Below are 12,088 nucleotides of genomic sequence, written 5' to 3' on the forward strand. Positions count from 1 at the left end.
CCAGTCCGCAACCCTGCCCGCTCGGCGGTTCAGTCGTTCAGCCGCTGCTGCCGAGGCTGCAGCTCCAGCCCCAGCTTGACGAACAGGTCGAAGGCGTCGGCCAGCAGGTGCTGCTGGCGCGGCAGCAGACTCGCGTACGGCATGTCGTAGATCGACTGGTGCGCGCCGCGGTTGCCCTTGAGTCCGCGATCGCGGGCGATATCGGACAGCAGCGCCGCGAAGCCGGACAGATCCTCGGCATCGATAGCGTTGTTCAGCACGGTGGCCAGCAACTGCGGCGAGGCAGTGGCCCAGCACCCGACCAGTTCGGCGTTGGCCGCCCCTTCCGGGAAATCGGAGGAATTGTCGCTTGCATCCATATCAGCATTGTCGGCGCTGATTTCGCCATCTTTAGACTCCCCCTACGAGAGGGGGGTCTCCAGGCGGCCGCGCCGTCACGGTCAGCTTGCGGCGTTGCGCTCCACCCAGGCCGCAAAGGTCGTCAGGAATTTGCCTAGAAAGGCACGTGTCGATTCGTTGCCAATATTGCCCTGCTCATCGAACAGCTTGTCGACACCACCGATATAGGCCTCCGGCATCTGGAGCACCGGCACGTTGAGAAACACCAGCGACTGGCGCAGATGGTGATTGGCGCCAAACCCGCCGATCGCGCCCGGCGAGGCGCTGATCACCGCCCCCGGCTTGCGATCCCACGCACTCTGCCCGTACGGGCGGGAACCCACGTCGATGGCATTCTTCAGCGGCGCGGGAACCGAGCGGTTGTATTCCGGGGTGACGAACAGCACCGCGTCGGCGCGGCGAATCCGGTCACGAAACGCGGTCCAGGACGCCGGCGGGTTCTCGTCTTGGTCCTGGTTGTACAGCGACAGCTGGCCGATCTCGACGATCTCGAGCTTGAGCTCGGGCGGGGCCAACTGCGCCAGCGCCAACGCCAGCTTGCGATTGAAGGAATCCTTGCGGAGACTGCCCACCAGTACCGCGACGTCGCGTGGAGTGCTCATCGTGCTTCCTTTTCTGAAAGAGACGGGGAAAGGAAAGACTGCCGAAGGGCCGCGGGAGCAGCGATCGCCGGCCCGCGCCCAGACCACACTCTAACCCGATGTCGTTTCAGCCGTGCGCAGAGAGCCCCCGTACACCGAAGCGCGTGGTGGATTACGACCGCAAGCCAGCGAGCGGATGCTCGTCGGCGCGCCACGGACTGTCGAAGAAGGCTAGCACCTTGTTGCGCTGGACCTCGTCGAGCCGGGCCGGCCGCCACTTCGGCGCATGGTCCTTGTCGATCGCCAGCGCACGGATGCCTTCGACGCCGTCTCCGTAGCGGAACACGTCGTGCATCATGTCGAGCTCCATGCGAAGTTCGTCCTCGAGCGCCATCGTCCGCGCGCGGCGGATCTGCTCCAGCGTCACACAAAGCATCAGCGGGGAGCGCGTACGCAAGGCGGCGGCCGTTTGCGCCGACCAGTCGTCGCCGGCATCGCTGACGATGGCGACGATGTCCTGCACCGTGGCCGCGCCGAAGGCCGCGTCGATCGCGTCGCGCTGGCGCGCCAGCAGGCTCGCCGCCGGATCGCAAGCGGCTCGATGCACCGCGCTGCTGGCGTCGATCGCGGCCAGCACCTCATCGCCGCTGGTAAAGCTACCGGCACGTAGCGACGCCACCAGCTCGGCCAGCGCGTTGCTCGGCACGAAGGCATCTGCCAGGCCGGCGTACAGCGCGTCGGCGGCGTGAATCACGTTGCCGGTCAGCCCCAGAAATTCACCCAGGCGGCCCGGTGTGCGCGCCAGGAACCAGCCGCCGCCCACGTCGGGAAACAGGCCGATATTCGTCTCCGGCATCGCCATCTTGGTCCGCTCGGTGACGAGGCGCCGCCGCGCGCCTTGCGAGATGCCCATGCCGCCGCCCATCACCACGCCATCCATCAGCGCGATATAGGGCTTCGGATAGCGGTGGATCTTGTGATTGAGCGCGTATTCCTCGACGAAGAAACGGTCCAGCGTCGGGTCGCCGGCCAGCGCGGCCTGATGGAAGAAGCGGATGTCGCCGCCCGCGCAGAAGGCCTTGCCGCCGGCGCCCGCGACCACCACGGCGAAGACGCCGGGGTCGGCCGCCCACTGGTCCAGCGCTTGCGTCAAGGCGCGCACCATGTCGAGAGACAGGGCGTTCAGGGCCTGAGGGCGAGTCAGCGTCAGATAGCCGACACCGCCGACGACTTCGGTTGCAACAAACTCGGTCATGTCTCCTGTTCCTGTGGTGACGAAATGCAGGCCGCCACTGTACACCAGCCATGCCGGCCCGCTATCCGTACCAGCGGCCGGATGGCGGGATTGAAGCGGGATTGATGCGGGATTGATGCGGAATCTACGCGAGGCGGAAGCGCCCCATCAGGCCGGTCAGCCGCTGCGCCTGGTCTTCCAGCGAGGTCGCCGCGGCGGCCGCCTGCTCGACGAGCGCCGCATTCTGCTGCGTCATGCCGTCCATCTGGGTCACCGCCTGGTTCACCTGCTCGATGCCCTGCGACTGCTCCATCGAGGCGGCGCTGATGCCGCCGACGATCGCGCTGACGCGGCGCACCGCGCCGACGATGTCGTCCATCGCGCGGCCTGCATCGGCGACGATATCGCTGCCGGCGCGGACGTTGCGCACCGACTCGTCGATCAACCCCCGGATTTCCTTGGACGCGGTCGCGCAACGCTGCGCCAGATCCCGCACGTCGCCCGCCACCACGGCGAAGTCACGGCCATGCTCGCCGGCGCGCGCCGCCTCGACCGCCGCGTTCAGCGCCAGGATATTGGTCTGGAACGCGATCTTCTCGATCACGTCGATGATGTCGACGATCTTGTTGGCGCTGGCGTCGATCGCCTGCATGGTGTCGACCACGCGCGTGACCGCCTCCCGGCCCCGCTCCGCCAGCCCGCTGGCGTCGCCGGCCAACGCATCCGCTTCGCGCGCATTGTCGGCCGTCTGACGCACCGTGCCGGTCAACTGCTCCATGCTCGACGCAGTCTGTTCCAGCGAGGCCGCCTGCTCCTCGGTGCGTTGCGACAGATCCGCGTTGCCCATCGCGATCTGCCGGCTCGCCGCGGCGATTGCATCGGCGCCGGTGCGCACCTCTCCCACCATGCCGGCGAGACTCGCTTCCATGCGCGCCAACATGGCCAGCATGCGGCTGGTCTCGTTGCGGCTCTCCTCCCCGGCCAAGCCGCCGTCACGGGCTCCAGCAGGACTATGCCGCTGTGGCGACGTATCGAGAGTCCGGGCCGCGCTCAAGTCCCCGCGCGCGATCCGCTCGAATCGCCCGATCGCAATATCGAGCGGACCGACGATCGATCCGCGCAGCCGCCAGGCAAAGACAGTGCTGAATGCCAGACCCAGCACCAGCAGCGCCAGGGACCACGCGCGCAGCTTCGCATAGCGCTGCTGCGAATCCTGATAGACGGCCTCGGCCGCGGCGGTCTGCAGCTTGTTCAATTCCGCATTGGCCGATGTGAACGCGATATCGAGCTTCGGAATGGTGTCGAGCACCAGCGCCATCACACGCTCGCGATCGCCCGCCTTCAGCGCGGCAATCATCGGCTCGACCCCTTGCTTGTGCAGCGCCTCCCGGCGCGCCGACACCAGCTCCGCGGCACGGTCCTCCTCCCTCCCGCGCGGCAGTGCCAGATAGGCCTTCCACGCCGTCTCCGACGCGCGCGCGAATCCGGCTGCGGTATCGGCGCGCGCCAGCGCATCGGCCGGATCGGTGGCGAACGTGGCCTGATCGAGCAGCACGCGCACCAGCAACTGGTTCGCGCGCGCCTCGGACAGGTGCATTGCAGCGGTCAGCTGATGCTGATAGATCTGCCGCGTGGCATCGTTGCTGCGGGACATGCCAAGCCAGCCAAAGGCACCGACGATCAGCAGGATCAAATTGGTAACGACAATCAGGCCCCACAATCTGGCGCCAATGGTGGTGTTGCGAAACATTCGAGCTCCCCGGTCTTTTCATGCGATCGCGGCATGTGCGCCGCCCCGCTATCAACGGCGTGCCCGGGCATTCCTTGACGGCATCGGAACGAAAGACTGTGTAACCGTCCGATGTACGAATCGGGCCGCCGCCGACCGCTCGAATCGAGCGATGGACCGTAGAATCGCCAGATCTGATCGCCGGAGAACCACCATGACCGTCAAGCGCATCGTCGCCAATATCGCAGCCCCGAACATCGACCAAGCCCAAGCGTTCTATGGCGATTTGCTCGGCATGGAAGTCGTGATGGATCACGGCTGGATCCGGACTTATGCGACCGGACAGCACACCACGCCGCAGATCAGCATCGCGACCGAAGGAGGCTCCGGTACCCCGGTGCCCGACCTGTCGATCGAAGTCGACAACCTCGACGAGGTCCATGCCAAGGCCGTACAGGCGGGCTTGTTGATCGAATACGGCATCGCCGAGGAACCCTGGGGCGTGCGCCGCTTCTTCGTCCGCGATCCGTTTGGCAGGCTGGTGAACATCCTGTGCCACCTCTAAGCAAGATGGCTCCGCTTCGCAACGGCGCGGGCATAAAAAAGCCCGATGCCGGTGAAGGCATCGGGCAAATACAACCGACTAGGAAATAGGCGCTGACGAGACACGGCGACCGGCGCAGTACCGCTGATGGGGGCAGCGGCTCTGTTACCGCCCTACGCATCTCGTCCTCGCCCGCTGATACCTTAGTTCCAGCGTGCCGCGCCTCATACTGAAAACAGGCTCGGTTCTGTAGAGAACCGACGGCGCTGGCCCAACGCGAAGCGAAGACGGTCGCCATCATCGCGAAAAGGGCATCCTCTATCGCCTCAAGGCGGGAAACGCCCTTGTTGACCTGCGCGGCCTGGCGTCGCCTTCGAACACAGCAATCCGGACTGGCTGACGGAGCGCCCAATGCGGGACGGCCTTGCCGGAGCGGCCCTTTCGGAAGCACGAGCGTTGATCATGGAATGTGAAAGAAGGAAACCCGAATCCGACAGAAGCTTCTCCGACTGGTGGCGTAATGGCTGCCCGGCCCTTTCCATGGAGGAGATATGCCGTTCTGCAACGACACCCGCTATTTCACGCAAGAGGAAGATCCCGCTTACGAGCTCGTCCTCGCCCCTGGTGCCCAGGCACCGTACTCGGGCATCTATCGATGTGAGGGCTGCGGTTCCAGCGCCATCTCGCCTCGTGAACAACCATTGCCCCCGCCGAACCACCATGTTCATGGGGCCCTGCAGGGACACATTCGCTGGCGGCTGATCGCCAGAACGACCCACCCGTAATCCCGATGCCCGCAATGGGTTGACCCGTCAGGCCGGTACCCGAAACGCCCGATGAAGCTCGTCGGGCGTTTTGCATTGGAGCCTTGCCCGGTACGGCTGCTGGGCAAAAAAAAAGCCCGATACCACCAAAGGTATCGGGCAAAAACAACCGATCAGGAAAATGGGCTCGGACGAGACGCGGCGACCGGCGCATTGCCGCTGATGGGGGCAGCGGCTCTGTTACCGCCCTACGCACCTCGTCGTCGCCCGGTGATACCTTAGTTCCAGCATGCCGCTCCTCATACTGAAAACGGGCTCGGTTCTATAGACAACCGACGAAGCCCGGCCAAGCACCAAGCCATGATGGTCCGATCGCCCGGCGAAGCACCGCCCCGCAGACAACAAAAAAGCCCGCGTGGCGCTAACTACGCGGGCTTCTTCTTCGACTCGACTGCGTTTCTACTCGTCTTCCAACACTGCGATCAGGGCGTCCGCGTACTGAACGGCCCGCTTCGCGGTGGCCTCCACTTCGAGTTCGCCGGACATACTGGTGACCAATCCTTGCATCGCCATCGCGGCAAGATGCAGTCGTTGGCTTGTCGACGAAGCGGCGTAGAAGGACAGGTCGTCGAGACGTTCGACGATCTCTCTCACATGCTTGACGAGCTCTTGCGAATGGCTTTCGTCCATACTTCCTCCCTTCAGGGGTTGAGGAGCTGTCATGGTGCCAAGCCGAACCGGAACAAAGAAGCAGTTGATGATGGGAATCTTCGATACCGGAACGGAAATCGAAGGTTTGCGGTGCGCGGCTTTTCAGCTCGTCGATCGATGAGGCGCCGCAGTGACATGACCCATGCCCAAGCGGCACTGCCCGGCCGACCTGCCGGCGCCGACGGCTGAAGAGCCGCGCGACATCTAGGAGCGAAGCGGCTGCCTGACGTGACATGCTATGGGAAATCGCGCGCCTGCGTCAGCGTGTCGCCTCGACACATTAGTTCATAGCGCTGTTCGAGGCCGGCCAGCCCGGCGCAAAGTTGTGGCACACACCTACCTGGCCAAGTTCGCAACCGAGCCGTGCGCGCTCGAGGACATCGAGGCCGACTACAGCGGGCGCACCTGGCTCGCGGAAATGGCGCGGCGAGATCCGTACAGACGAAGAGCTGCAGCAGTTCGAGGCGATGCACCGTGAGGCGCACGCGGATCAACAAGCGGAAGCGCCGGGGGCGTCGGTGAACCTGCACTGCCATCGACGCACCCCAACTAGACTTGATGCCATGGGGATACTGCGTTGCAGGGAGGAGCCATGACCGCCACGACCGAGTCCGTCAGGCTGCTGCGCCCCCCGCTTCTGTTCGACCGGTTATACGCGGACGCAACCGGCGAATCTCACTTCGCTCCGCTCTCCGTCGCCATGACGGAACGGGTGTTTGCCGCACCAGCGCCCGCATTCTGGGTGTCGTCCCTGGCCGAAGTCACACAGCAAGGGATTCTCTTCCTGCCCGCCGGCTGGACCGGGGAACGCCATCCATCCCCGATTCGCATGTGGATCTTCGTGCTGTCCGGCGCCATGGAATTCCAGGCCAGCGATGGCGACAGCCGCCCACTGCCGACCGGCAGCGGGTTGATGCTTGAGGACACCTCGGGCAAGGGACATCTCAGCTGGGTTGTCGGCCCCGACGATGTCACGCTGGCTGTCGTGCAACTACCAGAGGCGTAGGCCATGGCCACCGCTCGGCCGCCCGCCCCCTACGCTGGCCGAACTCTCGCCAATCATCTGAACCGGATGCACGTACTTGGGAAAGAGAAGGGATCAATCGTGATCGTGCCCGGCTCTCAGTGGAGCACTTGGCTGGCGTGCCGCGACCGGAGGTTGTGCGCACGTTCCTGGGCTTGTACCCGGCAGACAGGATGGCACCCGAATCAGCGCCGCCCCCGCCGCGAACGAAGAAGCCCCAACAGTCGCGAGGGGCCGTCTCCGCTTCCTGATAGGAAGTCGGGCCCCTCGCGCAAGATGGAGAGGGACGCCGATCTACGTCAACCCGCTGCCTTTTCCTTGCGATGTACCTTGGCCTTGTGGGCGGAGCGATGCGTCCGCTTGCGCTCAGCCTTTGCTTTGGTGTGAGTGTCCTTGGTGGCGTTGTCTTTGGTGGCTGCCGGCGCCGCGGGGGTCGCCGGTGTGGCCGGTGTCGCCGGGGTCGCGGGAGTGGCGCCCTGAGCGAAGGCAGCCCCGGATACCAGCATGGAAACGGCAGTGGCAAACACAGCAAGCTTGCCGGTGGTTGCAATACGCATGGAATTTCTCCTTGGGTCGATGGGAGAACTGCTGCACGGAGTTGTCGGGGTTGGCACACCACTGCCACGCCCGACAAGTCCAAGAACGCGCCGCTCAGCGGGGTCGTTGACGCGATATCAGGGGGCAGTTACGGGGCCGACTGTCGCCGCCGATTTCCTGGCGATCCGCAAAGCGCCCATAGTCTTCGCATACGAGGGCATGCGCCGAGGGAAGGTGGAAGAGGTCGAGGCCAAAGTGGCCACCGGTAAGGGAGTGCAAGCCCTTGTCGGCCTTTGCAATCTGACATACCAACGTTCCGCTGACATCCGTCATTTCCCATGGTCGCAAGCAGATGAGGCGGCCGGCGTCATTCGCTTCGTGCCGAGCAAGGCGGAGGACAGCACCGGAGAGCCGGTCGACCGGCCACTCACACCAGAGATCGCCGCGGTGCTGAAGCAGGCGCAGGACTTGCGCACATCCCGTGAGGTTCAGAAGTTGGGCGACGACTATGTCCTGACGGACATGCACGGAAGCAGAAGACAGCGGCAGCTTGCCGCGCCCCGTGGCGCGAAGCGATGGCGCGTGCGGGCCTAGGTGAGAAGGACTACACCATCAAGGATACTTCGGGCAAAAGCCATGAGCGATGCAAAGCGGGACGGCTATGACCTCGATGCATTGCAGGCCGCCGGGGTTCACACGGATCGATCGACGACCGAGGATTACATCAAGCAGCGAGAGGTGCCGGTGTCGATCGTCCGACTGCATCCGGCGATTCGCTATGCCAAGCAGGCCAATTAGAAACCTTCTAACTACCTGTCGACAGACCACTACCGTGCCAAAAGCAAAAGCCCGCATAACCGATTGATTATGCGGGCTTCAATTTGGTCGGGGCGAGAGGATTTGAACCTCCGACCACCTGCACCCCATGCAGGTACGCTACCAGGCTGCGCTACGCCCCGAAAGCACAAGAGTATATCAGAAGCCCCACCGAAATGAATAGGCGGTGGGGCGCATTTTTTAGTCCTTGGCGGCGATCTGCTTCAGTTGCGCGAGCACGTGCTGCACCTGGATCAGGTCGGCACGCAGCGCGGGGACGTCGACGTTCAAGACGGACGCGGACGGCGCGATGCCGGTGCTCGCCGGAGGCAGCGGCGCGACCTCTTCGGGCATGGCGGGCTCGGCGTGATGCCGCCCTTCGTCGAGCCGGTTACGCGCGCCGTTGATGGTGAAGCCCTGCTCGTACAGCAGTTCGCGGATGCGGCGAATCAGCAGCACTTCGTGGTGCTGGTAGTAGCGCCGATTTCCGCGTCGCTTGACGGGCTTGAGTTGCGTGAATTCCTGTTCCCAATAGCGCAGCACGTGCGGCTTGACGGCGCACAGTTCGCTCACTTCACCGATGGTGAAATAGCGCTTGGCGGGAATAGGCGGCAACGTGATGCGCTCGCTCGATTTATCCGACATGCAGTGGACGGACGGGTTTCAGGCCGGGCCGGCGGTGGTTGGAGTGGGATGGCGCGCCGACTCGGCGCGCAGCAGCAGCATACAGACTGGCCGCGGGAGCGGCAATGGACCGCGTCGCTACGGCCGTCGACTGTCGTCAGTTGGTCAGTCGCTGGACGCCAGCCCGGCGCGTTCCTCGACCAGGCTCTTGAGCTTCTGGCTGGCGTGGAAGGTCACCACGCGGCGTGCGGTGATCGGGATGATTTCGCCGGTCTTCGGATTGCGGCCGGGGCGTTGCGGCTTGTCGCGCAACTGGAAGTTGCCGAACCCGGACAGCTTGACGCTGTCGCCCTGCTCCAACGCTTCGCGGATCACGTCGAAGAACGCTTCGACCATGTCCTTCGATTCCCGCTTGTTGAGACCGACCTGGTCGAACAGCATCTCGGCAAGTTCGGCCTTGGTCAGGGTAGGCACCTCGGTGACGCGCGGTTCCGGTGCTTCTTCCGGCTGCGTAGCCGCGCGCCGGTCGTCAGCTTCGCCCAATGCTGCTGCGGTCATCAGAGTCGCGTGTTGGTCGTTCATCTCGTCAGTCTGCCGCCCGGATGCGGGTGCCCGGGCGGCCCATTCAGGGTTCGGGCTGTGGCTAGCCGCGCAGCCGGGCGCCGAAGGCGGCGGTGGCGGCTTCGACCATGCAGCGCACGGCGCTGTCGACGGTCTCGTCCTGGAGGGTCGCCCCAGTATCTTGCAAGGTCAAGCGGAAGGCAAGGCTTTTCTCGTCCGCGCCGATGGCCGCGGAAGCGGCCTTCGGGCGGAACTCGTCGAACAGCACGAGGCTCTGCAGATAGCGTCCGAAACCCTGCTTGTCGAGCGCGGCGCGCATCGCATCCGTGAGATCCTGCACACGCACCGTCTGCTTGACTACCAGCGCCAAGTCGCGCACGGCGGCCGGGAACTTCGAGATCTCGGCATAGCCGGGCAAGCCGATGTCGCGCACCGCGTCCAAGTCGAGTTCGAACAGCACCGGCGCGTTGCTCAGCTCGTATGCCTGCAGCCACTGCGGATGCAGCTCGCCGATGACGCCGACCGGTTTGCCGTCGAGCAGCACCGTGGCGGCGCGGCCCGGATGCAGCGCGGGATGCGAGACCGGTTCGAAGCGCGCCTGGCGCGGATGCAGCAGCGCTTCGACATCGCCCTTGATGTCAAAGAAATCGACCGGCCGCGTCGGCACGCCCCACTGTTCTTCGAAGGCCGGGCCGTAGGCGATGCCGGCGACGCGCATCGGCTGATCGTAGCCTGCGACCGTCAGGCCGCCATCGGTGGTAGCGGCGTTGCGCAGGAACACGCGGCCGACTTCGAACAGGCGCACGCGTGCGGCCTTGCGGTTCAGGTTGTAGCGAACCTTGTCGAGCAGGCCGCCGATCAGCGTCGAGCGCATCACGGCGAGCTGGCTGGCGATCGGGTTCAGCAGGCGGATCGGGTTGTCGTTGGCGGCGAAATCGCGCTCCCACTTCTCCTCGACGAAGGCGAAGTTGATCACCTCGTGATAGTCGCGGGCGGCGACGGCATGGCGCACCGCATGGGTCGAGCGGCGTGCCTCGCCGGTCGGGCGCATCTCGCTCTCGGCGACCGGCGGCCGGGCCGGAATCCGCTCGAAGCCGTAGATGCGAGCGACTTCCTCGATCAGATCCTCTTCGATTTCCAGATCGAAGCGATAGCTCGGCGGCGTGACCTCGAACACGGTCCCTTCGGCGCCCTCGTTCTGCGCGAACGGCAGGCCCAGCCGCTGAAACACGTCGGCGATGTCTGCGGGGTTCAGCGCGATGCCGAGCACGCGTTCGGCGCGCGCGACGCGCAGCCGCACCGGCGGTCGCTGCGGCAGATTGACCGCCTGATCGTCGACCGGGCCGGCCTGGCCGCCGCAGATCTGCAGGATCAGTGCGGTGATGCGCTCGATATGCTCGACCGTGGTCGCATAGTCGACGCCGCGCTCGAAGCGATGCGCGGCATCGGTCGAGAAGTTGTAGCGGCGCGCGCGGCCCTGGATCGCCTGCGGCCACCAGAACGCGGCTTCCAGATAGATGTTCGTCGTGTCCAGCGTCACGGCGGTGCTGTCGCCGCCCATGATGCCGGCCAGGCTCTCGATTTCCTTGTCGTCGGCGATCACGCCGACGGTCTCGTCGACCTCGACGGTATTGCCGTTCAGCAGCTTCAACTGCTCGCCCTTGCGGCCCCAACGCACGTCAAGGCCACCGTGGAACTTGTCGAGATCGAACACGTGCGACGGACGGCCAAGTTCGAGCATCACGTAGTTCGAGATGTCGACCAGCGCCGAGATGCTGCGCTGGCCGGCGCGCTCGAGCCGCTGCACCATCCATGCCGGCGTCGCGGCCCTGGCGTTGACGCCGCGGATCACGCGGCCGCTGAAGCGGCCGCACAGGTCGGGCGCGGAAATCTTGACCGGCAGCCGGTCATCGATGGTGACCGCGACCGGTTCCATCGCCGGCAGCGTCAGCGGCGCGCCGGTCAGTGCGGCGACCTCGCGCGCGACGCCGTGGATCGACAGGCAATCGGCCTTGTTCGGCGTCAGCTTGATCACGAAGACCTGGTCGTCGAGGTCCAGGTAGCGGCGGATGTTCTCGCCGACCGGCGCATCGTCGGGCAGGATCAGCAGCCCTTCGTGGTCCTCGGACAGCTTCAGTTCGCGCGCCGAGCACAGCATGCCGTAGCTTTCGACGCCACGCAGCTTGCCGACCTTGATCTCGAACGGCTTGCCGCCGGCTTCGGTCGGCGGCAGCACGGCGCCCACCAGTGCGCACGGCGCCAGGATGCCGGGCTTGACGTTCGGCGCGCCGCAAACGATCTGCAGGGTCTCGCCGGTGCCGGCGTCGACCTGGCAGACGTTGAGGCGGTCGGCGTTCGGATGGCGCTCGGTGGCGAGCACGCGGGCGACCACGATCTTGTCGAACGGCGGCGCGACCGGCCCGACCTCCTCGACTTCCAGCCCGGCCATGGTCAGGCGGTGCGAAAGCGCGTCGGTGGTCAGGTTGTCGGGATTGACGAAGGTACGAAGCCAGGATTCCGAGAATTGCATGGCGCTACTGATCCGGTGGGTATGCTGTGGGCGG

Annotated in this window: 13 protein-coding genes and 1 tRNA gene; 4 read left to right on the forward strand and 10 right to left on the reverse strand. The window is 65.2% G+C overall.

The genetic code is table 11. The features are described 5' to 3' along the window. Positions 1-29: 29 nt before the first annotated feature. The 4 genes from M1D55_RS18640 to M1D55_RS18655 form a co-directional block, all read right to left on the reverse strand. Positions 30-359 (reverse strand): hypothetical protein, encoded by a 330-nt coding sequence (locus M1D55_RS18640; RefSeq protein ID WP_006575455.1) that lies wholly within the window; start codon positions 357-359, stop codon positions 30-32. 81 nt (positions 360-440) lie between these two features. Further along, on the reverse strand, positions 441-1,001 hold the full coding sequence (locus M1D55_RS18645) for an NADPH-dependent FMN reductase (RefSeq protein WP_006575456.1): 561 nt from the start codon (positions 999-1,001) through the stop codon (positions 441-443). Between the two features lie 151 nt (positions 1,002-1,152). Further along, on the reverse strand, positions 1,153-2,235 hold the full coding sequence (locus M1D55_RS18650) for an enoyl-CoA hydratase/isomerase family protein (RefSeq protein ID WP_456281521.1): 1,083 nt from the start codon (positions 2,233-2,235) through the stop codon (positions 1,153-1,155). A gap of 124 nt (positions 2,236-2,359) precedes the next feature. Continuing rightward, a complete protein-coding gene (locus M1D55_RS18655; RefSeq protein WP_456281522.1) occupies positions 2,360-3,964 on the reverse strand; it encodes a methyl-accepting chemotaxis protein in 1,605 nt (534 codons plus the stop codon). A gap of 193 nt (positions 3,965-4,157) precedes the next feature. On the opposite strand from M1D55_RS18655, the gene M1D55_RS18660 reads away from it, so the two are divergent. Further along, the gene (locus M1D55_RS18660) at positions 4,158-4,508 is read left to right on the forward strand and encodes a VOC family protein (RefSeq protein WP_456281523.1); all 351 of its coding nucleotides are present in this window, start codon (positions 4,158-4,160) and stop codon (positions 4,506-4,508) included. Between the two features lie 1,202 nt (positions 4,509-5,710). Here M1D55_RS18660 and M1D55_RS18665 read toward each other — a convergent pair. Then, on the reverse strand, positions 5,711-5,941 hold the full coding sequence (locus M1D55_RS18665; RefSeq protein WP_023265015.1) for a hypothetical protein: 231 nt from the start codon (positions 5,939-5,941) through the stop codon (positions 5,711-5,713). Between the two features lie 613 nt (positions 5,942-6,554). Between M1D55_RS18665 and M1D55_RS18670 the strand changes: the two genes are divergently transcribed. Further along, on the forward strand, positions 6,555-6,968 hold the full coding sequence (locus M1D55_RS18670; RefSeq protein ID WP_456281524.1) for a cupin domain-containing protein: 414 nt from the start codon (positions 6,555-6,557) through the stop codon (positions 6,966-6,968). A 317-nt stretch (positions 6,969-7,285) separates the two neighbouring features. Here M1D55_RS18670 and M1D55_RS18675 read toward each other — a convergent pair whose 3' ends face one another. Further along, positions 7,286-7,543 (reverse strand): hypothetical protein, encoded by a 258-nt coding sequence (locus M1D55_RS18675; RefSeq protein WP_456281525.1) that lies wholly within the window; start codon positions 7,541-7,543, stop codon positions 7,286-7,288. Between the two features lie 214 nt (positions 7,544-7,757). Between M1D55_RS18675 and M1D55_RS18680 the strand changes: the two genes are divergently transcribed. After that, positions 7,758-8,117 (forward strand): hypothetical protein, encoded by a 360-nt coding sequence (locus M1D55_RS18680; protein ID WP_456281526.1) that lies wholly within the window; start codon positions 7,758-7,760, stop codon positions 8,115-8,117. Positions 8,118-8,159: 42 nt separating this feature from the next. Next, a complete protein-coding gene (locus tag M1D55_RS18685; protein ID WP_156526372.1) occupies positions 8,160-8,321 on the forward strand; it encodes a hypothetical protein in 162 nt (53 codons plus the stop codon). A gap of 84 nt (positions 8,322-8,405) precedes the next feature. Here the strand turns inward: M1D55_RS18685 and M1D55_RS18690 are convergent. The 4 genes from M1D55_RS18690 to pheT all read right to left on the reverse strand — a co-directional run bounded on the left by M1D55_RS18690 (position 8,406) and on the right by pheT (position 12,054). After that, positions 8,406-8,482 (reverse strand) — tRNA-Pro (locus M1D55_RS18690). 58 nt (positions 8,483-8,540) lie between these two features. Continuing rightward, positions 8,541-8,984 carry a MerR family transcriptional regulator gene (locus tag M1D55_RS18695; protein ID WP_456281527.1) on the reverse strand — a complete coding sequence of 148 codons (444 nt, stop codon included), beginning with the start codon at positions 8,982-8,984 and terminating at the stop codon, positions 8,541-8,543. A gap of 144 nt (positions 8,985-9,128) precedes the next feature. Continuing rightward, positions 9,129-9,521, reverse strand: a complete 393-nt coding sequence (locus M1D55_RS18700) for an integration host factor subunit alpha (RefSeq protein ID WP_370646864.1) — start codon at positions 9,519-9,521, stop codon at positions 9,129-9,131. A gap of 85 nt (positions 9,522-9,606) precedes the next feature. Beyond that, on the reverse strand, positions 9,607-12,054 hold the full coding sequence (gene pheT, locus M1D55_RS18705; RefSeq protein ID WP_456281528.1) for a phenylalanine--tRNA ligase subunit beta: 2,448 nt from the start codon (positions 12,052-12,054) through the stop codon (positions 9,607-9,609). Between the last annotated feature and the right edge of the window lie 34 nt (positions 12,055-12,088).

The sequence above is a fragment of the Cupriavidus sp. JZ107 genome, from assembly GCF_053903255.1.

What these genes read in the sequence shown, in the direction of transcription:
- M1D55_RS18640 (WP_006575455.1), bottom strand. Translation starts at nt 359, where the DNA reads ATGGATGCAAGCGACAATTCCTCCGATTTCCCGGAAGGGGCGGCCAAC.
- M1D55_RS18645 (WP_006575456.1), bottom strand. Translation starts at nt 1,001, where the DNA reads ATGAGCACTCCACGCGACGTCGCGGTACTGGTGGGCAGTCTCCGCAAG.
- M1D55_RS18650 (WP_456281521.1), bottom strand. Translation starts at nt 2,235, where the DNA reads ATGACCGAGTTTGTTGCAACCGAAGTCGTCGGCGGTGTCGGCTATCTG.
- M1D55_RS18655 (WP_456281522.1), bottom strand. Translation starts at nt 3,964, where the DNA reads ATGTTTCGCAACACCACCATTGGCGCCAGATTGTGGGGCCTGATTGTC.
- M1D55_RS18660 (WP_456281523.1), top strand. Translation starts at nt 4,158, where the DNA reads ATGACCGTCAAGCGCATCGTCGCCAATATCGCAGCCCCGAACATCGAC.
- M1D55_RS18665 (WP_023265015.1), bottom strand. Translation starts at nt 5,941, where the DNA reads ATGGACGAAAGCCATTCGCAAGAGCTCGTCAAGCATGTGAGAGAGATC.
- M1D55_RS18670 (WP_456281524.1), top strand. Translation starts at nt 6,555, where the DNA reads ATGACCGCCACGACCGAGTCCGTCAGGCTGCTGCGCCCCCCGCTTCTG.
- M1D55_RS18675 (WP_456281525.1), bottom strand. Translation starts at nt 7,543, where the DNA reads ATGCGTATTGCAACCACCGGCAAGCTTGCTGTGTTTGCCACTGCCGTT.
- M1D55_RS18685 (WP_156526372.1), top strand. Translation starts at nt 8,160, where the DNA reads ATGAGCGATGCAAAGCGGGACGGCTATGACCTCGATGCATTGCAGGCC.
- M1D55_RS18695 (WP_456281527.1), bottom strand. Translation starts at nt 8,984, where the DNA reads ATGTCGGATAAATCGAGCGAGCGCATCACGTTGCCGCCTATTCCCGCC.
- M1D55_RS18700 (WP_370646864.1), bottom strand. Translation starts at nt 9,521, where the DNA reads ATGACCGCAGCAGCATTGGGCGAAGCTGACGACCGGCGCGCGGCTACG.
- pheT (WP_456281528.1), bottom strand. Translation starts at nt 12,054, where the DNA reads ATGCAATTCTCGGAATCCTGGCTTCGTACCTTCGTCAATCCCGACAAC.